This window comes from Exiguobacterium sp. s56 (assembly GCF_018618255.1).
GTDB classification, from domain to species: domain Bacteria; phylum Bacillota; class Bacilli; order Exiguobacteriales; family Exiguobacteriaceae; genus Exiguobacterium; species Exiguobacterium chiriqhucha.
In genome coordinates, this window is the sequence record NZ_JACSLR010000014.1 from 1 (window position 1) to 20,076 (window position 20,076).

Genomic DNA, 20,076 nt, shown 5'->3' on the forward strand with positions numbered 1-20,076 from the left:
CCTTGGTAGGACACAAAACAGTCTTTGCTTACTTGACGTGTTTCCCAGCGATGGACCGGATAATGCGGCTTCAAATGTCCTGGTGCTAGAAAATCTTGTTCAACCTCGAAGCGTTTCTCAGGTGACTCTTTCGTCGTATCGTTTTTCTTTTTATTGGCCGTGTTTTGTAGCCACTCTAGGACGTCACGATTCAATTGTTCCAATGTCTTTCCGATACGTCGTTTGAAAAAGTTCTGTTTCATATAGCCGAATGAGCGCTCGATCTTCCCTTTCGTCTGTGCCCGTCTGGGCTTGCACGCCTTCGGCGTAATCCCATAATAGGCCAAGAAATCTTCGAACTTCTGATTGAACTTGATACCGTTTGGATTGTGGCTGATGACCGCAGTTTTCATGTTGTCATAGAGAATCTGTTGCGGTACGCCATTGAAGAAGGCGAACGCATTCATATGGCACTTCATCAGAGTCTCCAGCGTCATGTCGGTCGTGAACTCGATGTATCGCATCCTTGAATACCCGAGGATGATGGAGAAGGCATACACCATACGCATTTCACCGTCTACTTCATACGTCCCGACATCACTCCAATCCATCTGTCCCTGTCTTCCTGGCGGCGTTTCAAACCTAACGGTAGCCTGCTTTTTAGGCTGAAGTCTGTAAGGTTTCACGTACTCTCTCAGAATCGTCATTTTGCCTTCATAGCCTAACTTTTGAATCTCATCGAACAGAACCTCGCAATTGGTAGTACCTTCTTTTATACGTTCGTTTATGTAGTCTTTGTAGGGTTCGAGTTTTCCTTTCCTCTTTTTCCGCTTTACTTTCGTAGGTGCATTTTCCATCTTCAAATACTTTCGGATTGTCTTAGGATCATATCCCGTCTCGTCAGAGATGGCTTTGATTGTCCATCCTTTGCTTCTTAACTCACGAATCATAAAAAATCCCTCACTTCGGATCATGTCTCACACTCCATTTTCAGGTTGTCAGAATCATTATCCGTTAATTTAAGGGATTTTTAATACGTTGATATAAGGGATTATAACAGCGTTGATTACACGTTGAGCTAGCTAACGAGCGAGCAACATCCTCTTTGAGGCAACCGTTCATGTAGAGCGGGCGATCGGCTAACGCCCTAACGGTTGTTCGAAGTCTGCGTCACGAAACGTCGTGTCGTTACTCAACTATACAAAATGAAAAGAACAAGAACAAAAAATAGCGTAAGTTCTTGTTCTTCACGCTCGCACATCTTTATATTATGCTACTAAGAAAAGTCAAAATGGCAAATCTGGATCTAGTACAATTGGATCACTTTGAATTATAAAATGAGATTTTAATTGCTGTACTGAATCAGGATTATTGCGTATTGTTTTTTTCAAATTTAGATAATTCTTATTATTTATAGTGTAGAGCCTTGGATTACCTGGCTCTGTGTACTCAGCAACACTCAAGATTTTTCGTTGTTCGAGTTTTATCAATACAGACTCATAGCGAGTACTTAAATAATTCTGTAAGCTATGTTGCTGCTCCCATTCTTCAACAACTTTCAAAGTTTCTTTTGCCATCCATCGAGCCCCGAAATTACGAAGTTCTTTTTCTACAGTAAATATAAAAAAGAGCTGCTCATCATGATCGAATGCGAGATCATCAAAAATATTTTGAAAAGAACTTTCTTTTTCATCATCATATTCTCTTCTTTTATTATCAACGGAAGCACCCATTAATTCATGTACTTGTTTACTAATAAAATGTCTAATTTTCCTTTCGTCATATGTTTGATATAAGCCACGTTCATGTTTCGAAAGATACTCTTTATAAAGTAAGACCATCTTCCGTTCATCCAACAATTCATCAGGTGCCTTGGTATCTACGAAGAAAATACCGACGCCTCTTGAATGATGTTCATAAAATACATTGATTTCCTCAACTGTTCCAGACTTATTGTTCTTAGTCCTTGTACCTATACGATTTCCAAATATCGCTATCAAAATATCACTTGATTTGAGAATCTGTTCATTGATGACCGCCTGACCATCCTTATCAATAGCGTAGGAGGCTATCGAATTATTCTCCCAACGAATTGGCATCAAGACAACATTCGCTACATCTGTATGTTCATTGTTCCAATTCCAAATTATTCTTTCAACTTCGTCACGTTGTTCACTCACATCTCCTGGTGAAGCAATGAATACCTTGATCAATTGTACAGATTTCATGAAGTACAAACCTCCTTGGTTAAGTCCCAAGTCAATCACGATTTATAGGACTAGATTTGAAAAATAGCCACGAAACAAATCAAAATTAGTTTCGTGGCTATTTCTGCTTTATCTGAGTTCTTGACTGAGCGGAATGACAGATTCATCTAATGTGGATCGCCATTCTCGTTTCATCGCAGGACCATATTTTAATGGCAAAGCTTCGGGATTTGCTTCCTTATAACTTGCGAAGTCTTTGCTGTTGATGATGCCACCGATGTTTGGAATCGGATCGGCGCCGATATTATATTGAACAGCCGAGGCATATAGTTCTCGTTCCTCCACAAACCACATCTCAGCAAAATCACGGACTGCTTGTTCGTAAGCACCAGTGAAGTAACTTCGCTTTAGTGCGAAGATATCATCTGCTTCGATTTCACCACCATCAATCGCATTCAAAATCGAACGGTATACTTCTTTAACGACCTCAGACTTGTTCAATTTTTGAAGAGCTTTCTCAATCTCAGAACGAATATCAGCATTATTTGCTGAATAAGTACCGAGTAGCTTGTCAATATAACTTGAATCGACATCATAGAGTTTCGCGGCATTGTCCCCGAAAAATTCAATCTCTGAGAAGTCAGGAACGTCATCCAAGTCTCCATCATCAGTACCTGAACCGTCTTGCAAAGATCCTTTCACTGTATTGTAGCTGCCAACGAAGTCCTCAATCGTTTTCACTTGTTCCCGGAGTACCTTTGATTGTTCCATGTCGTCGTTATAGTCGTCATAGGTAACAAGCGCCTCAAAGGCGTTACTTAGCTCTTGGAACGCCTTGACGAACTCAATTCGGTCTTCGATGGAAGAATGTTCATCAATCTCACCTGGCGACACAGCGAGCTCTTGCAGCGCCTTATGCGCCTTCTTGAACCGTTTCTTCGACTCCTCATACGTCGGATAGACGAGACTGGTGTCGTCGTTCTCGTTTGAATAGAGTCGGGTCGCATCCTGGACGTTCTTCTCCATGAGGGCGGGCTTCCGAAACGTGACAATCAATCCTTTCGTCTTTCCCGGGAAGGTTCGGTTCGTTCGGGAGAACGCCTGGATCAGGTTGGCATAGCTCAAGTTCCGGTCGACGAAGAGCGTCTGGATGGTCGGCGCATCGAATCCGGTGAGCAGTCGGTCGACGACGATGACGAGGTCGATCTGGTTCCCAAACTCCTTGAACTCGGCCTTCTTGCGCGCGAGACGGTTGTTGATGTCCCCGTTGTAGCGCTCGATGTCCTCGATCGACCACGCCGTCCCATAATACGCGTTATAATCACGGATGACCTGTCGCATCTCGTCCTCGACCTGTTTCGAGTTGTCCTCGTTCTCCTGCATCGAGTACGTGATGGCGATGCGTGGGAAGTCCGAGTCCTCGATGGTACGCCCTTTCCGGATCGGATGTCCCGCGAACTCGTTCGTCATCCAGTCGGGGTCCTGCTTCATCTCCTGGATGGCCTGATAATACCGTTTCGCCATCGCGATGGAGCTCGTGGTCAGGATTGCCGACTTCTGCGGACGACCGTTCTTGAAGTCGAACTTCGTGTAGGCATTGTCCGGGCGGAACATCTTATGGATGACCTTCTGGATATGCTCGTCCCGCTCGTACAGGTCGTTCGGGATATGCTTTTCCTTCTCCATCGCGTCCATTTGGTCGATGAGCTCGTTCAACTCGTTGTCGGAAAGGTCGGCATGCCTCTCGTCCTGACGTAGGATGCTAAAGATGCGGTTGTTCAGCGAGGTCGGTTCAATCGTGTCCTCATGTTCGACCTGGAAGCCGAGCACAGCCCCGTCCTCGAGCGCATTCTTGATTGTGTACGAATGGAGCAGCTCCCCATACTGGTCACGCGTCGTACGGGCGAGCTGCCCTTGCGCCTGCTTCTTGTTCTCATTGAAGATCGGTGTGCCGGTGAACCCGAACCAGGTCGAGTTCGGGAAGAAGCCTTTGATGGCCTCCATCCCTTCCGCGCTAAGCGCACGGTGACATTCGTCGACGACGAAGACGATATGTTGTCCGATAAGTTTTTGGAAGCGATGTGTGCCCTTCTCTTCTTCCTGCTTCTGTGCAATCCGAAGTGCCGCCTCGAGCTTCTGACGCGTCGTGATGATGACCGTATTCGAGTTCGTGTCGGACAGGAGCGTCTCGCTCAGCTTTTTCGAGCTCGACGTCCCGACAATCAGACTGTTGGCTGCGGTGTTCCCCGACGAGATACCGGTGTTGAATTCCGAGGCGAACTTCGTGAACTCGCTCGTCGTCTGGCTGTCGAGGTCCTTGCGGTCGATCAACATGATGGTCCGGTCGACCCCGGGTTTCCGGGCGAGGAGTTTCGTCGAGACGAAGCTCGTCAACGTCTTGCCGGAACCGGTCGCGTGCCAGACGAACCCTGACTCATGTCGCGCCGCCGACGCAAAAAGAGCCTCAATGGCATGGATTTGATACGGATGTAGGACCATGAGCGCCTTGTTATCCTGGTCCTCACTGACAATCGTGTAGTTCGCGATCAAGCGATGCGCGTCCGGGATGTTCAACATCTGTTTCACGAACTCGTACAGGTTGTCGACTTTCCGGTTCTCGGTCGTGCGCCAGCTGAAGACGAACTTCCGATGCATGTCCTTTGGGAGCGCGTTCGCGAAATAGCGCGTCGTCTGTTCGTTCGAGATGACGAAGAGTTGGAGCGTCGAGAAAATGTTGTTACGGAATAGCCCTTCTTCCGCGTATTTCTTGATCTGGTTGTGCGCCTGATACACCCCGTCCTTCGCCATCACCTTTTTCAACTCGATTTGGACGATTGGAAGGCCGTTGATAAGAAGCGTCACGTCGAAACGACGGTCACGCCCGTCCTCGTCCACCTTCTGTTTAGCAATCTGATGGACGACCTCATACGTCGAGATGCCGCCCCCGATGTCATGGTTCGAGTAGAGAATGAGCGACATCGAGCCGAGCGAGACATCCTCCCGCTCGATGGTGATGCGGGCGATGCCGTTCTCCCCTTTCAGCCAACGTGCCGCGTCAAACGGCGTCTGTGTCTTCGAGAGGAGCTCCGTCTTGATGGTATCGAACTCCTTGTCCGTGATCGGATGTTCCCCGATTTCGGACAGGTTGTTGCGCGTGATCTTGTGACGGAGGTTGTCCCACAGGTCCGCCTCCGATTTTAAGTCCGGCCGATAGTTCCATTGGTTGTGCCCTTCCCCGAGCACTTCGATCAGTCGATGTTCGACCGCGAGCTCATCACTATGTGTCGTCTTCACCACGATTCTCCTTTTCGTCTCATTAGATTATACGAACATCTTTTGAAGAAAGCCTTTTTTTGTTTCCTTCAAAGCTTCGATTTCTTTCTCCTTCAGTTCCATGACCTCATCCAGTTGTCTGAAGAACTCGCCGATTTTGAGTTGTTCGTCCTTAGAAGGAATCATTACTACTGCATCTTTAATATCAGTCGAGTTAATCGATTCAAAAGTCGAACCTGTACTGAATCTTGTCCAGTATCCTTCTGACTTCATTTTATAAAGAAGGTGATAAAGAAACTCATCCCCTTCTAGGCTGGCAACTCCGCGCCCTAATACTACTTCGTGACTAGTCTTTGCTACGTCTCCTACTGGGGCACGTACACATAAAATAATATCCCCAGGATTAGCTGTTTTAGTGACTTGAGTAGTCCAGACTCTTGGATGGACATATCCTTTCTTTATATCAGCATTTCCTTGAACGAGAATATGGTCATTCGGATTACTTGTATAATTTTTCCCACTTGGTGATTGTCCCATCGTAACTTTAGAAATATCGGCTATTTTATAATTAGTCCATTCTTTCTTAAATCCAGGGAAACGAAATTCAGGAATACTTTCTCCAGCTCTCGGAAACATTTTTTGCAAGAAACCTTGTTTGGTTTGATTGAGGGCTTCAAGTTCTTGCTGATGAAGAGAAATCGTATCATCTAAACTTTTAAAAAATGTGCCGATTTTGGTTTGTTCCTCTGGCGAAGGGATTAACATCGGCATTACACCTAGATTTTTTCCTGATATCTCCAAAAAGGTTGATCCCGAGGCATTTTTCAGCGCATAACTTTTGATTTTATTGTTCATGGAGTATAGAAAGTAAACATCACAATTATCGTGAACGACTAGAGATTGAAAGCCTTGATTTGTAGCCCCATCTTTTTTTAAAATGGCCGTATCACCAATACCCGCCCTAGAAGTAAATAATATCGTTTTATTTGCAGGTAATATTTTTGCTGAACTTTTTTCTAAGCCTAATTGAGTAATTTTACGCACACTACCATCGGCATAGATTTTTTTTCCGATTTCAGAAGGCGAATACCAATCAATTTCACCATCCCAGTAAGTAGGCTCTTTTGTATCAGGCGTACCTCCGCCGATAATATTTGTGACCTTATTCAAGGTTGTGCTCTTCCACCCTAGTGTAAATTCAGGAAATCGGATCGCTGGAATATTATTTTTCATAGTTAAACACCTCTAATGCCCCTTTAATCCATTCTTCATTTTCCTTGCTATACTGCAACGAAAAAATCATTTCGAAGAGATTAGCTTCCAGCTCCACTTTCTTCTCACGGACTGCTTTTAACTCGCTCCCGATTGTTGCCAAATCGATTTGGTTTTCCTCTTCGAACGTATCGACATATCTCGGGATGTTGAGGTTAAAGTCATTCTCTTTAATCTCATCGAAACTTGCGACATAAGCATATTTTTCTACAGCCTCACGCTTTTTATACGTTTCAACGATGCGCTCGATGTGTTCAGTCGAAAGTTTGTTCTGATTCTTGCCTTTGATAAAATCCTTGCTCGCATCGATAAAGAGGACATCACGCGTCTCGCGATTCTTCTTCAAGATGACGACTGTCGTCGGAATTGAAGTACCAAAGAACATGTTTCCTGGTAATCCGATGACCGCATCGATACTTCCATCCTCCAAAAGCTTCCTGCGAATGACGCCCTCTGCTGCTCCACGGAACAAGATACCATGCGGCAAAACAATCGCCATCGTCCCGGAGTCTTTCAAGTGATAGAAACCATGAAGAAGGAAGGCAAAGTCTGCCTTCGTCTTAGGAGCCAGCTTACCATAACGGCTGAAACGAGAGTCATCAAGGAACGTGTCGTCCGCTGACCATTTTGCCGAGTACGGCGGGTTCATGAGGACCGAATCGAACGTGTATGGCTCATCCGTCGGCCAGTCCTTGTTCAATGTGTCCCCGTTACGCAGACGCATATCTTCACTGTCGACACCATGGAGAATCAAGTTCATTTTCGCCAAGTTGAATGTCGTCGTGTTCAGCTCTTGACCATGATACTTCACGCTGTCCGGATAGTGAAGATAATTCCGGACGTTCAACATGAGAGACCCAGATCCCATCGTCGGGTCAAAGACGCTGAAGAGTTTCTTGTCTTCTTGTCCGAGGGAAACGATTCGGGCCATCATGTCTGAGACTTGGTGTGGCGTATAGAATTCGCCCGCTTTCTTTCCTGCCTCTGAGGCGAATTGGCTGATTAAGAACTCGTACGCATCCCCGATGACATCGCCACCATAGCCAACTAAATCGACATGAGCCAACTTCTTTAACACTTCGGTGATGGTGATATTCCGTTGCTGATCATCTGAGCCAAGTTTCTTCGACGTCAAATCGACGTCATCGAACAAACCGTTGAACTGCTCATATTTTGAGGCCAACTCGACGAACGCCTTGTTGAGGTCGTTCAATTGGAAGATATTTTGCTGTGCATGGTCAGCTAAGACGTTAAAAAGATACCCCGGTGCGATATCGTACCCGAGCGTGTCGACCAACGTCTCGATCAAGTCATCCCTGATCTCATCATCCGACATGAGTTCTATGTAGAGTTCCGTCTGTTTCTTCTGCGTGTCATATTCCTCTAACGAGGCATCCGCGCTCACGACCACCTTTTCCAAGAGTTTGTCTGAAAGATATTTATAGAAAATGAGGCCTAGTAAATAGTTCTTGTATTCTGAGGCGTCCATTTTGCTGCGAAGGTTGTCCGCTGCGCTGAAAAGTTTTTGGTTCAATGCTGACATGTCTATTTCTCCTGTCTAATATTCGAAGTTTAGTGATAAAAAATTATTCCACACTAAGAATTATAACGTTTCTGCTAGACTTCCGAAAGCAGAGCCTTACCCAATATTTTACACACCATTTCGTTTAATCCAACTTATAATAGAGAATACTCATGAATTAGTCATTCTGGGTCGCTACCTCCTATGTTCTATACAAATATATAACTCGCAATTTCAACTGATTTTCTCAAGATTTTAAACTTACGTAATTAGGAGGAATTAGGATGCACAAAAAAGATGATTCTCTCGACAAGAAGGAATTTCAAGAGTCAGAGTTAAAGAACAAACGTCGTCAGTCTTTAGCTTTAGAGCCAACCATTCCGCTTAGTGAATTAACACTAACAGACCCTATCATGAAAGTGACGCTATGGATCGGGAGTTTTGGCGTTTATAACGAGTCCATTTTGACTTTTCATTCGAACGGTTTCGTTAAACGAGAACTCTTGATCCTTCAAACGTTTGGCGAGGAACAACGGATAGAATCCGGTTGGTACAACCAGGATGACTCTGCAAAAGTCTTAAAGAAATTCAATTCTTTTAAGACGCATCTCTGGCCGGAGTTGTTCGTAGAAACAGAAACAATCACTCACGATGGGACCCAGTGGAAGTTGGAGGTCTGTAAGAAGGGGGAGGAGACTAGTTCCTATAGCGGTAGCAATGCTTACCCGCCGAAGTGGCGGTCCCTCAAAAAATTATTCGGCCACTATTGACGTCCAATCGTTTGTTGACCAGCCCCTACAGGAAGGTGTGAGGATGCCACATGGGAAAGCTACGAAAACCAATCCGCAAAGTCGTCAAATATGCCCCTAAACTTGTTCTAGAGTCCGCCGTGTCACTCGGTCATTACGGAGTCCTTGCTTTTGAAGTAGCATCCAATCCAATCAAACTTCTCTCGGTCAATTTTTCCGACGAGCTCGCAAAGTCTCCCTATGTGAAATACCGGCGCCGCTTCATGGACTATCTCGCATGGAAACTGTATTCGGAGGGCGATATGACCCTCGAGAACATGTCTTGGCTCATGGAAGAGTTCAAGACATGCGACGATGTCGTCAAACTGTTCATCGCCCGTGCTAAAGAGATTTCGGAGATCAATCACTCTTATCAGGCGACCATTCTATTGGCCATCTACTCTGCGAAAGTTTTTGCCCGGTTAGAACTCGCCGCAAGTAGTGAGTCCGCTTTCTTCTTGCATCTTCTGTCACAAGTGAATGATAACGACCTTCGCCATTTTGAACTCATCTATGACCACGCGGCTGCTCTCGAGCATAAATTTATACCAGTTTACGCTTGTGACGCCTATTACCAATCGATCGGTGATCCAGTCTTTCAACAACTGCCCCCTCAAGAACGGGAAGCTGCTCTCTTGGCGAGGCTAAGCGACGACCCGGAATTCGTCTCGTTTTACACGAGTACAGACAAGCTGACATTCCTGGGTGTGTTGATGCAACGTTCGTTCAGTTTTGGAAGCATCGGACATACTCAAATCTCATTGAACCCATATAGCGATACGTTGAAAGAACTGTTAGAAGAGTCCCGGTTGTTGGAAGAATCCTTGGTGCGTTCATCGAGCCCTTCGTAACCTCGAGCCCGAACCGCCTAGTCTCGATAAGTACGCCTCATAATCAATCTAGAGTTTTTGTATACAGAAAAATTGATATATGGTCATATCTAATCAAAATTGATGATAACACTTTGAGATGTATACATTTCTACAAGAATAGTGTACTTTCTAGACGATCGATTTTGTCTCTACTTTTATAAATATATAAAGAGAGTGTATACATTTCGACGTCGAAACGTGTACACTCTCTTTTGTTGACGAGTCACGGCCTCTCCTGACTCGATCATGAATATTTTTGTATGTACATCGCATCATCCGCGACCAAAAATAGTGTCTCCACTGAATCTCCATCTGTCGGATATGCGGCTTCCCCGATTGAAGCATCGAGGGTCACCGGCACATCTCCGATTGAGAGATCGTATTTCAATGCCGCCTTCTTGAAGTCCAAAGGATAAGGTGAAAGGATGACGAACTCGTCTCCGCCGATGCGACCGATTTTCGCCACATGTGGCAGATTGTCACGTGCGAGTTTACTGTAGGTTTGTAGTGCTTGATCACCTTTCATGTGTCCGAACGTGTCGTTCACTTGTTTGAACCCGTTCAAGTCAAGGACATACAGATGAAACGGTGTACCGTCCTCAATCCAGTCCCCCGCCACTTTCATGATCCCGTTCCGATTCAGCAGTCCCGTCAGCTCATCCCGCATCAGCTGTTCCTCGAACATCCTCTGTCGCTGTTTATGAAGAATCAACGACAATCCGAACACCCAGCCGCACACCCAAAAGATGACGACGAGGAATAGGACGTCGTTATAGGGATGGTCCGCACTCCCAGAAAAGTGTCCCAACACGGCCAGAATAAAGCGCCCCGCGAACGCGACGGTGACATTGACATATGCGATCAATGCGACCGTATACTCCAACAGTTCTCCCTTGATTGAGTGTTTCCACAAATAATGGATCGTGAACAGACAAAGACCGACCGCCACAGCATCATGGAATACGTATCTGGCCTCCACGTTATCACGTACAAGCCAGGATATGACGAGACAACCACCGACAAACAGAACATCAGTCCGTGTCGCCCTGACTCCTGTTTCCTGATGGCCATCAATCACTCGAACCCCGAGATACAGGTAATAAAAACTTAACAGGGAACCTGCCGTATGAAGAAAGATTGCCCACTCGTCTAACTGTGTATAGAAGAGCATGGCGACGAAGCCGAGGGATCCTAGCATACCGCCGAGGACCCATCGACCAAGCGATGGATGATCGAAGAGGATATGTTGCTGCGAGTACATCGTGATGGCCCCGAGAATGGATAACCCACTCACCACGATGCTTAGTGTGAATATGTCAAATGACATGTGATTCATCCCCCAAAGATGGATTCAGTTTTGGTCAGTCCTCTAATGATTAGACTTTCAACAACACATTAGACCACAGAAAATTATCCGATTCAATACATAATTTCAAATATTAAGAAAATGGGTTTCTACTATACACATTATTCCATATTTGAAAATACTAATATCCCCTTATGATGTCTCGAGTGTGGTATTTCATTCAATGAAAAATTTATATATTCGTTATAAGTCCAGACGGGCTTACGATTATCTTGATTGACCCTCGACCTATCCTCAATCTAATGATTGCTACTTTTATTCGTTGATGAACCGACATATTGACCGGAATAAAATCCATATTGTCATGTTAGTTAACGATTCATTCCGTGTAAAATCTTCATTACGATGAGTTTTACAGGATTACATGGAGCTGTTCATCCCCCAAGTAAAATCCCACGTGTCACTGATTCTTCCTGTCGCATGCAGCTGTGTGCGGTAGGTTTTTTGCGTGCCATACAAAAAAGAGAGGAATCCCCCTCTCTTGAATATCTTACATTATTCGGTATACATTGCTGACCCATAATCTGATGTAGGTTCCTCGTCATATGTAACCGTCTCGAAGTAGAACCACATGCTTGTTTCGCTGTAGGCAGTATCCTCATCTCATAGACATCTGTCAGACTTGTCAAAATGTCAACGTTCTGAGACAGCAGGTTTCGAACATTAAGGACGCCACTGTCTGTAACGTGCGAACCATCACTAATTTGACGAATCAAGAATTCTAGTTGGTTATGAAAAAATTCGAATGTTCAAGCGATGAGATGACCTAGGTTACGTTAAGTATCGTGTTTGACCTTAACCAAGAACGTCGAATACTCATCCTTTTAGATGCAGAAAACTGAAAAAATATTCGTAGAATCATTAAAATACCTACGAAAGTTGAGTTTTCATGTTCAACCTTCGTAGGCCAATTTATTTGGCATGACTTACGTGCTCATCAGATTAGACTATTTTTCATTGATTTATAGTGATACAGTTCCACACCATTGTCCATTTCAACGATACTAAATTCTTTAGAGTAAAGATTTGCATGTAATTCCGTTATGATCTGATCGTTCTTCCATTTGATCATGATTTCATTCTCTGAAGGTTGTTCTACTTCCATGTACCCATCAAATGCCCTAGAACGATTGCGGAATTTTAAGAGATCAAAGAGTTCTCGTACTACCGGTCGTTCGACTTCGCTCGCGACTTCTTCTTTCGAGTAGTAGTGACGATTGATGTTTCTTCCTTCTTTCGTCGCTTCTAACAACTCGATGTCATTCTTACCAGCTAAAAGTCCGACGTAATACACTTGCGGGATCCCTGGGGCGAACAGCTGAATGGCTCGGGCAAGTAAGTATGACGCATCATCGTTTCCGAGCGCACTATAGTACGTGCAGTTGATTTGGTAGATGTCGAGGTTGTTATACGCTTCCGAACTGTAGATTTTCTTCACGTTCGCGCCTTTGCTGTACAGTGCCTCACGCGTCATCTCGATCTCGTCGTCGGTCAATAGGTCTTTGACGTCGACCACTCCGATACCATCATGCGTGTCGAGTGTCGTGAACTGGTTGCGCGGGCAACGTTCCATCCAGTTGATCAGCCGTTCCGACCGTCCGCTATATAAGCCGTGAAGGACGAGCATCGGCAAAGCGAAGTCATAGACATAATACCCTTCCTTCGCGATTCGTTCTTGAATCGAATGATGTTCGTGGATTTCAGGCAGGACCGTCGCGCCTTTGTCAGCCACGACCTCTTCACAGTACTCAAGCATCTCCCAAATGTCCGGTTCGACAAAGAAACAATTCGTCCCAATTTTTTTATTGGCGTAGGCGAACGCGTCCAAACGGATGATTGACGCCCCTTTTCCTACAAGGAATTCGAGTTGTTGCTTGATGAACGACCGTGTGGCGTCCTTTGTGACATCTAAATCGATTTGTTCTTCATCAAACGTACACCACACCTTCTCGGTCGTCCCGTCGGCGAACGTGACTTCTACGTACGGCGCTCTCGGTTTTCGTTTATAAATCAGGTCGACTTGTTCAGAGGTAGGTTCCCCGCCAGGCCAAAACTCGCTATAGCGGATGAAGAAATCTTTGAAGGCGGACTCGTCCTTCTTCTCCAAGAAGTCTTGGAAATAAGGCGATTGACGCGAGATGTGGTTCACCATGAAGTCCATCATGAAATCATATCGTTCGCTGAGGCGTTGCACATCTTCCCATGACCCGAACGCTTCGTCCACTTTCGTATAATCCATCGGGGCAAACCCGCGATCACCTGACGAAGGATAGAACGGTAGCAAATGGATTCCGCCAATCACCCCATCGAGATGCGTGCGGGTGATCTCATCGAGTTCTTTCAAATTTTTACCGAGACTATCTGCATAGGTGATCAACATCACTTCGTTTTTCAATTTCATGTCCATTCTCCTTTTAAAAAGCTCCTACCCGTCTTGCTTTCACGTGTAGGAGCTTCATTTATTTGACGGATCCGTTGGCCATCCCATCGATGATGTGGCGCTGGAAAAACAAGTAGACGATGAGAATCGAGACGATCCCGACGACATACGAGGCGAAGGAAGGTCCGAAATCACTGAAATACTGTCCTTGATAGTTGAATTGGAACAACGGGAGCGTCCATGTCGATTCATCTCGGTTGAGTAGAAGCAACGGAAGCAAGAAGTCGTTCCAAATCCAGAGTGCGTTCAGGATGAGGACCGTCGCATGCATCGGCTTCATCATCGGGAAGATGATTTTAAAGTACGTGTTGAACTTCCCGCTGCCGTCGATGGCCGCCGCCTCATCCAACTCTTTCGGGATCACGGTCTTGACGTACCCCGCGTACAAGAAGAGTGACTGCGGGACCGCGTACGTCAGATACAAGATGATCAACCCGAGTTTACTCGACAACCCCAAATCCGACATCATCGACGTGATCGGGATCATGATGACTTGGAACGGGACGAATATCCCGATGATCAACATGATGTAAATCCCTTGGAAGACGCGATTACGCGGCATCGTCCGTGCGAGCGCATAGGCTGCCATCGGGACGATCAAGATGATGAGCGCGATGGACGCGATGGTGATCGTCAACGAGTTCGCAAAGTATTGGACGACCCCGTCGTCTAAGAGACGTTGAAAGTTCTCGAGTGTGAACGGGTCCGGCAATTCGAAGAAGCCGCCGGTGATTTGCCGTGTTTCTTTGAACGAGTTCAAGACGGTCAAATACATCGGAAGGGCGATCAAGACGAGCCCTACTGTCAGAAACACATACGTCGGGATATGAATTTTGTCCTTTTTCATGATGCCCCTCCTTACACTTCAAATTTTTTCGAAGAATTGATTTGGATGACCGAGACGATGGCGATGATGATGAAGAGGACGATCGCGATCGCACTGGCGTATCCGAATTGGTTGTTTTTGAACGCATAGTTGTACACGAGCAGTCCGAGTGACGTCGTCGACCCGCTCGGTCCCCCGCCCGTCAAGGCGTAGATGAGGTCGAACGCCGTCAATCCCGCCTTCATCGCCAAGATGAGGACGATGCTGATGGCTGGTGATAAGAACGGCAATTCGATGCTCTTGAACGTTTGCCACCGGTTCGCCCCGTCAATCGAGGCCGCTTCCCGAATCTCGTTCGGGATGCTTTGTAAGTTCGCCAAGAAGATGACGACCGGAATGGCGACCCCTTGCCAGAGGGCGACAAAGAGGAGGCCCCAGAACGCCGTCCCTTCGTTCGCGATTAGACTTTGCGAGAGCCATTCGATGCCTAAAAATTCACCGAGTGGCGCCAGCCCGTAATTGAAGAACTGTTTAAAGATCAAGCCGAGTGTGACGGTGCTGATGACCGCAGGGAAGAAGTAGGCTGTCCGGAACAGCCCGACCCCTTTGATTTTTTGATTCAATAGCAGTGCGATCGCAATCCCTAACACGATTTGTCCAACGACGAGACCGATCGTGAAGAGTAACGTGAAGCCGATACTCGATAAGAATTTCGCATCTGAGAAGATGGCCAAATAATTATCGATTCCGATGAAATTGTACGAACTTGTTAGCCCTGTCCAGTCCGTGAAACTGTAGATCACACCTTGTGCGAGCGGTATGAAGAAGAACACGATTTGAAGCAAGAGCGGCACAAGAATGAACAGGTACGGCCAGTAGCGGTTGACAAACCCTTTCTCTCTCATGGTGCAACTCCTTTAATGTTTTTATTTCATACCGTTGAAGAAGGCGTTCAAATCCTTGGCGAGTTGGTCTTTATCTTCTTTGTTCATATAATCGACCGTGAGGTGCCAGAACTCTTCTTCCGATGGCCATTCAGAATGGAGCCAGATGATTTGTTTGTCTGTGAACACGAGGTCCGACACAGCTTTCGTCTCTTCGAACGCGCCATCTGTATCGACTGCCTCGACCGATGTCGGAGAACCGTCCTTGTCATAGTATTTCTGCATGACTTCTCCTTCCGTCATGTACGCGAGCAGTTTTTTCGATGCTTCTTGTTCTGCTTCCGATCCAGCGCTCGACACAGAGAGTGCCAAGTCAGCCGCACCGACCGTCATCTCTTGGCCTGCTTTTTGGCCTGGGAAGGCAAACATGCTTACTTCGAAATCAGGTTGCTGGTCACGGATGACCGGAAGTGCCCAAATGCCGTTCGGGAAAATCAACGCTTCTTCCTTTGCGAAGAGTGCGACCGCATCGCTGTAAGATGCCCCGTTCGCATTCTTTTGCGTGTTACCGCTGACGAGGCTTAACTCATTTGCCACTGCCTCAAAATCTTCATTGCCGACTTTGATGCCATCTTTCGGGCTGTTTTTCAACGCGTCTTGCGTTTGGTCGAAACCGCCTGTCGTCGTCGCCCAAGCCAATTGGTGGTAGCCGTTCATCGTCCAGGAATCGTCGGTTGTGAGTGCTGCCGCAAACGGTGTCTCGCCAGCAGCTTTGATCTCTTTGACGACGTCTTCAAACTCGGACCATGTTTTCGGAGCCTCCAGTCCTAGCTCTTCAAATTTTGTCTTGTTATAGAAGAAGCCCCACGCGTTCGAGTTGAGCGGGAGTGAGTAAATCCCTCCGTCGACCGCGTACGATTCAGCCGCCCCTTGCTTCAAGTTGCTCAAGAAATCTTCGTCAGATAGGTCGAGGAACTTCCCGTCAGCCGCCCACCCTTTAAAGTCTGGGTTTTGCGGGTACGTGTGCACGATATCCGGGATGTCACCGCCGGCAACCCGTGTTTTCAATACGGTCCCGGCATTGCTGACGCTCGTCAATTTGACGTCGATATCAGGATTCTCTTTTTCAAAGTCAGCGATGATCTCATCGAGCGTCCCTTTCATTTCGACTTTTTGGGAGAAAAATTCGATTTCTGTCTTGTCCGACTCCGCTCCGCCCGAGCAACCAGCTGCGAGTACGAGAGATGATGCGACGAGCCCTACCATGCCTAGTTTCATTGTCTTGTTCATTTTGATTGGCCTCCTGAAAGTTCGTTTACTTTTTTCAGTACGTACAACTTACTTACAAAATCACCTTTGACAATCGGCTCGATGTAAAGCCCGACGTGCATGAGCTCATCACCGCCGTAACGCTGGCCCTCTACTTCATAGACGGCTGTTGTGTCCAATCCTCTCAATTTCAACAAACGGATGAGCGGTGCGGTTTCGCTGAGCACGCTATAGTCACAGACGATGACTTCCTCTTCCGATACGAACATCCAAGAAGGATGATTGCTGTCGAATGCGCTCTCCAGCCGGTAGAACGTCCCATATTGGAACGTACGACGATGCTCCTGATAGAATGCGACTTGCTGTTTGACGATCGCCTTCTCGTCTTCTGACATCTCAGTCACATCGAGCTCATAACCGAACACGCCAGCCATCGCGACGTTCCCCCGCATCTCGAGACTCGTCTCACGGTGTGTCTGGTGGTTTGGCACAGCCGAGACGTGTGCGCCCATCGAGGAGATGGGATACACCATGCTCGTCCCATGTTGAATTTTCAAACGCGCGATGGCGTCCGTGTTGTCACTCGTCCACGTTTGAGGCATGTAGTACAACATGCCTGGATCGAACCGACCGCCGCCGCCGGAGCAGCTCTCGAACAAGATGTTCGGATAGCGTGATGTGATCGTCTCGAGCACTTCATATAGTCCAAGGACATAGCGGTGTAACACTTCTCCTTGACGGTCACTCGGTAGTGACGTCGAGAACACCTCGGTCACGTTACGGTTGAAGTCCCATTTGAGATAATCGATTGGGACGCGGTCCAACACCTCGGTCATCTGCTGCACGATGTTATCTCGTACTTCTTTCCGACTGAAATCGAGTACATATTGATCTCGTCCTTTGGATAGACCGCGTCCCGGGATTTGAATCGCCCAGTCCGGATGCTGTTTGAAGAGTTCGCTCTCTCTCGAAATCATCTCCGGTTCGAACCATAGACCGAATTTCATACCTTTGGTGTGAATGTAGTCTGCGAGTCCTTTCAATCCGTTCGGAATCTTTTGCTCATATTCGAACCAGTCGCCTAGTGACGTGTAATCATCATCGCGATGTCCGAACCAGCCATCGTCCAGCACGAACAACTCGATTCCGAGCGCGGCACTCTCATCGACGATCGATTTGATTTTGGCTTCGTCGAAGTCGAAATAAGTCGCTTCCCAGTTGTTGATCAAAATTGGTCGGTCTGCGTCACGGAAGGTTCCGCGTGCGAGCCGTTCACGATACAAGGCGTGGAATGCTTGTGACATTTCCATCGTCCCGTTTGCACTATAGACGATGTTCACTTCCGGCGTTTGGAAACATGCGCCTGGATCCAAGCGCCACTCGAATCCAAATTCGTTGATGCCGAGTTGCACACGGGTCTGTCCGTATGGGTCTCGTTCGAGCAACATTTGATGACTTCCGCTATAGACAAGGCTGAAGCCGACTGCTTCTCCCGCATATTCCGTCGTCTCGGGTGAAACGAGTGCGAGAAACGGGTTCATCTGGTGACTACTCGAGCCACGTTTGCTGTCGAATACTTTCACGCCACGTTTTACTGGTTCACGCTCCATCATTCGTTCTCGGCCCCACATCCCGTTCAGCGTGATGACCTCGAGCTCTTGAAGCGGAAGGTCCAACGAGAGGCTCGCTGCTTTTTGAAGGTAATGGGTCTCCGCTCCTTCATTTTCAATTCGAGCGGATCGTGCCAACACCGGACGGTCACGATACACGGTATAGACGAGACGAGCAGTCAGTCGCTCTTTCGGATCTTCGAGTGTGATGATCAGCGTCTCGGCTTCTTCATCCTGTTCGACATACGTTGAAGGCATGCCATCAAGACGCGGTTTTCCTGTCACAATCTCATAGGACTTGTAACGGAAATCCGTGACAGTCGATCCGTCTTCGTGGCGGATGACTTGGGCCGGCGTCCGATAATCTCCCGTCCCGTAACCTGGATATTCTTGCAAGATCGTATCGAGGGAATAAAGGCGATCCGTCGCCTCAGGAAAGTTCGGGGAAAAGGAACGGTCGACGCGAGGATACTTCCGTCCACCGCGATATGCCGAAATCGCCTGACCAAAATATTCGTTGGTCAACACGTTGCCTTCTTCGACACGGAGCACATAGCTAAACACTGCATTAGACAAATGGAATACTCTCTCTGTTTCGTTAACATGAATCAACTTCATGGCTCAACCTCCCAATAGTGGTTGCGCTTTCATTAAAAACTAAAATGAAAACGTTTACTAAACACATCTATAATTTAACGTTTAGTAAACACTTTGTCAATCGCTTTTATTCAATTTTTATAATGGACACTTTCTCGCTTGATCAGTTTGGCCGGAATCATGACTCGTACGGGAATATCTCGTTCTTCGCGGATCCGTTCCAACGCCAACTTGACGGCAAATTTCCCAAGTTCTTCGGTCTCTACCTTCACGGTCGTCAACGAAGGTGTCAGGAATTCAGCGATTTCAATGTCGTCGAAACTAGAGATCGAGATGTCCTCTGGGATGCTATATCCTTGTTTTTGAAAAGCGCGATACACACCGACGGCCATCGGGTCACTCGCGACCAACACCGCTGTCGTGTCGCCACGCTCCGTCAACTGTTCACCTAAACGCAGTCCTTCCAACGTGCTCCATCCCCCTAATAGCCCATAGCGGAGATGCTGCAACCCTTTGTCGTTCATCCAAGATACATAGGTCTGATATCGATCCTCGTCCTCATTGAAATAGACGTCACCCTCTTGGTTCATGACGACACGCTGCCCTCCGATATAGGCGATGTTGCGATGTCCGTTTTCGTATAGATGTTCTAGACTCGCTATGGTCGCGCTTTTGAAATCAGAATATACGGCGTCAAACCGTGCGTCGGCATGCGAGTCATCGATGACGACGATATTAGGATTCTCGTTATAGAGCGACTCCAATGTTTTCGGGTCGACCGTACCGAGGACGAGGATTCCTCCCAAATGGTTCAACCCTTCCCAGTCCGCTTTTTTATCAGACAGACGGATCACCCGGTTGACACTCACCTTCAGCCGTTCGGCTTCTTGTTCGATGCCGCGTCGAATCGCTCGGAAATATGGATCATCAATCTCTTGAATCTCATTGACCGTGGTCACGAGCCCAACTGTCGCGATCCGGTTCTTATGTGTTTTCTTCTCTCGTGGGCTGTATTTTAATTGTTTCGCTGTTTGCAACACTTTATCACGTGTTTCTTGACTGACGGATAACTTCTCATCCGAATTCAATACGCGGGATACAGTCGCAATCGAAACGCCCGCCTTCTTCGCCACTTCACGAATGCTTGTCAAAGTAATCATGCCTCCAATAT

The 20,076-nt window shown here is 46.9% G+C and carries 14 protein-coding genes; 2 read left to right on the top strand and 12 right to left on the bottom strand.

What is annotated here, in order from left to right:
• From istA to KNP71_RS12490, 5 genes are all read right to left on the bottom strand, one after another.
• The coding region (gene istA / locus KNP71_RS12470; protein ID WP_353049152.1) for an IS21 family transposase at positions 1–953 on the bottom strand (953 nt) is incomplete at its 3' end.
• Positions 954–1,265: 312 nt separating this feature from the next.
• Complete coding sequence (locus tag KNP71_RS12475; protein ID WP_214830796.1) at positions 1,266–2,207, bottom strand: DUF4062 domain-containing protein; 942 nt, start codon at positions 2,205–2,207, stop codon at positions 1,266–1,268.
• A gap of 108 nt (positions 2,208–2,315) precedes the next feature.
• Positions 2,316–5,483: a type I restriction endonuclease subunit R gene (locus KNP71_RS12480; RefSeq protein ID WP_214830797.1), complete on the bottom strand. Its 3,168-nt coding sequence runs from the start codon at positions 5,481–5,483 to the stop codon at positions 2,316–2,318.
• Between the two features lie 24 nt (positions 5,484–5,507).
• Complete coding sequence (locus KNP71_RS12485; protein WP_214830799.1) at positions 5,508–6,692, bottom strand: restriction endonuclease subunit S; 1,185 nt, start codon at positions 6,690–6,692, stop codon at positions 5,508–5,510.
• A complete protein-coding gene (locus KNP71_RS12490; RefSeq protein WP_214830801.1) occupies positions 6,682–8,274 on the bottom strand; it encodes a type I restriction-modification system subunit M in 1,593 nt (530 codons plus the stop codon). Before KNP71_RS12490 ends, KNP71_RS12485 begins: the two co-directional genes overlap by 11 nt.
• A 263-nt stretch (positions 8,275–8,537) precedes the next feature.
• Between KNP71_RS12490 and KNP71_RS12495 the strand changes: the two genes are divergently transcribed.
• A complete protein-coding gene (locus KNP71_RS12495; protein WP_029336194.1) occupies positions 8,538–9,023 on the top strand; it encodes a hypothetical protein in 486 nt (161 codons plus the stop codon).
• Between the two features lie 50 nt (positions 9,024–9,073).
• Positions 9,074–9,892: a hypothetical protein gene (locus tag KNP71_RS12500; protein WP_214830803.1), complete on the top strand. Its 819-nt coding sequence runs from the start codon at positions 9,074–9,076 to the stop codon at positions 9,890–9,892.
• Positions 9,893–10,157: 265 nt separating this feature from the next.
• Here the strand turns inward: KNP71_RS12500 and KNP71_RS12505 are convergent, their stop codons facing one another.
• The 7 genes from KNP71_RS12505 to KNP71_RS12535 all read right to left on the bottom strand — a co-directional run bounded on the left by KNP71_RS12505 (position 10,158) and on the right by KNP71_RS12535 (position 20,065).
• Entirely contained in the window at positions 10,158–11,240 is a 1,083-nt protein-coding gene (locus tag KNP71_RS12505) for a GGDEF domain-containing protein (RefSeq protein WP_214830804.1), read from the bottom strand.
• 976 nt (positions 11,241–12,216) lie between these two features.
• Complete coding sequence (gene gtfA, locus KNP71_RS12510) at positions 12,217–13,680, bottom strand: sucrose phosphorylase (protein ID WP_214830805.1); 1,464 nt, start codon at positions 13,678–13,680, stop codon at positions 12,217–12,219.
• Between the two features lie 58 nt (positions 13,681–13,738).
• Positions 13,739–14,566: a carbohydrate ABC transporter permease gene (locus tag KNP71_RS12515; RefSeq protein WP_251026435.1), complete on the bottom strand. Its 828-nt coding sequence runs from the start codon at positions 14,564–14,566 to the stop codon at positions 13,739–13,741.
• Between the two features lie 11 nt (positions 14,567–14,577).
• Positions 14,578–15,450 (bottom strand): carbohydrate ABC transporter permease, encoded by an 873-nt coding sequence (locus KNP71_RS12520; protein WP_114167080.1) that lies wholly within the window; start codon positions 15,448–15,450, stop codon positions 14,578–14,580.
• 21 nt (positions 15,451–15,471) lie between these two features.
• Entirely contained in the window at positions 15,472–16,719 is a 1,248-nt protein-coding gene (locus KNP71_RS12525; RefSeq protein WP_214686295.1) for an extracellular solute-binding protein, read from the bottom strand.
• Positions 16,716–18,926 carry an alpha-galactosidase gene (locus tag KNP71_RS12530; protein ID WP_214830806.1) on the bottom strand — a complete coding sequence of 737 codons (2,211 nt, stop codon included), beginning with the start codon at positions 18,924–18,926 and terminating at the stop codon, positions 16,716–16,718. Before KNP71_RS12530 ends, KNP71_RS12525 begins: the two co-directional genes overlap by 4 nt.
• A gap of 110 nt (positions 18,927–19,036) precedes the next feature.
• Positions 19,037–20,065, bottom strand: coding sequence for a LacI family DNA-binding transcriptional regulator (locus KNP71_RS12535; protein WP_214830807.1), 1,029 nt, complete (start codon positions 20,063–20,065; stop codon positions 19,037–19,039).
• Between the last annotated feature and the right edge of the window lie 11 nt (positions 20,066–20,076).

Excerpts from the sequence above, each read along its gene's own strand:
- KNP71_RS12475 (WP_214830796.1), bottom strand. The coding sequence starts at position 2,207 with ATGAAATCTGTACAATTGATCAAGGTATTCATTGCTTCACCAGGAGAT.
- KNP71_RS12485 (WP_214830799.1), bottom strand. The coding sequence starts at position 6,692 with ATGAAAAATAATATTCCAGCGATCCGATTTCCTGAATTTACACTAGGG.
- KNP71_RS12490 (WP_214830801.1), bottom strand. The coding sequence starts at position 8,274 with ATGTCAGCATTGAACCAAAAACTTTTCAGCGCAGCGGACAACCTTCGC.
- KNP71_RS12495 (WP_029336194.1), top strand. The coding sequence starts at position 8,538 with ATGCACAAAAAAGATGATTCTCTCGACAAGAAGGAATTTCAAGAGTCA.
- KNP71_RS12500 (WP_214830803.1), top strand. The coding sequence starts at position 9,074 with ATGGGAAAGCTACGAAAACCAATCCGCAAAGTCGTCAAATATGCCCCT.
- KNP71_RS12505 (WP_214830804.1), bottom strand. The coding sequence starts at position 11,240 with ATGTCATTTGACATATTCACACTAAGCATCGTGGTGAGTGGGTTATCC.
- gtfA (WP_214830805.1), bottom strand. The coding sequence starts at position 13,680 with ATGAAATTGAAAAACGAAGTGATGTTGATCACCTATGCAGATAGTCTC.
- KNP71_RS12515 (WP_251026435.1), bottom strand. The coding sequence starts at position 14,566 with ATGAAAAAGGACAAAATTCATATCCCGACGTATGTGTTTCTGACAGTA.
- KNP71_RS12520 (WP_114167080.1), bottom strand. The coding sequence starts at position 15,450 with ATGAGAGAGAAAGGGTTTGTCAACCGCTACTGGCCGTACCTGTTCATT.
- KNP71_RS12525 (WP_214686295.1), bottom strand. The coding sequence starts at position 16,719 with ATGAACAAGACAATGAAACTAGGCATGGTAGGGCTCGTCGCATCATCT.
- KNP71_RS12530 (WP_214830806.1), bottom strand. The coding sequence starts at position 18,926 with ATGAAGTTGATTCATGTTAACGAAACAGAGAGAGTATTCCATTTGTCT.
- KNP71_RS12535 (WP_214830807.1), bottom strand. The coding sequence starts at position 20,065 with ATGATTACTTTGACAAGCATTCGTGAAGTGGCGAAGAAGGCGGGCGTT.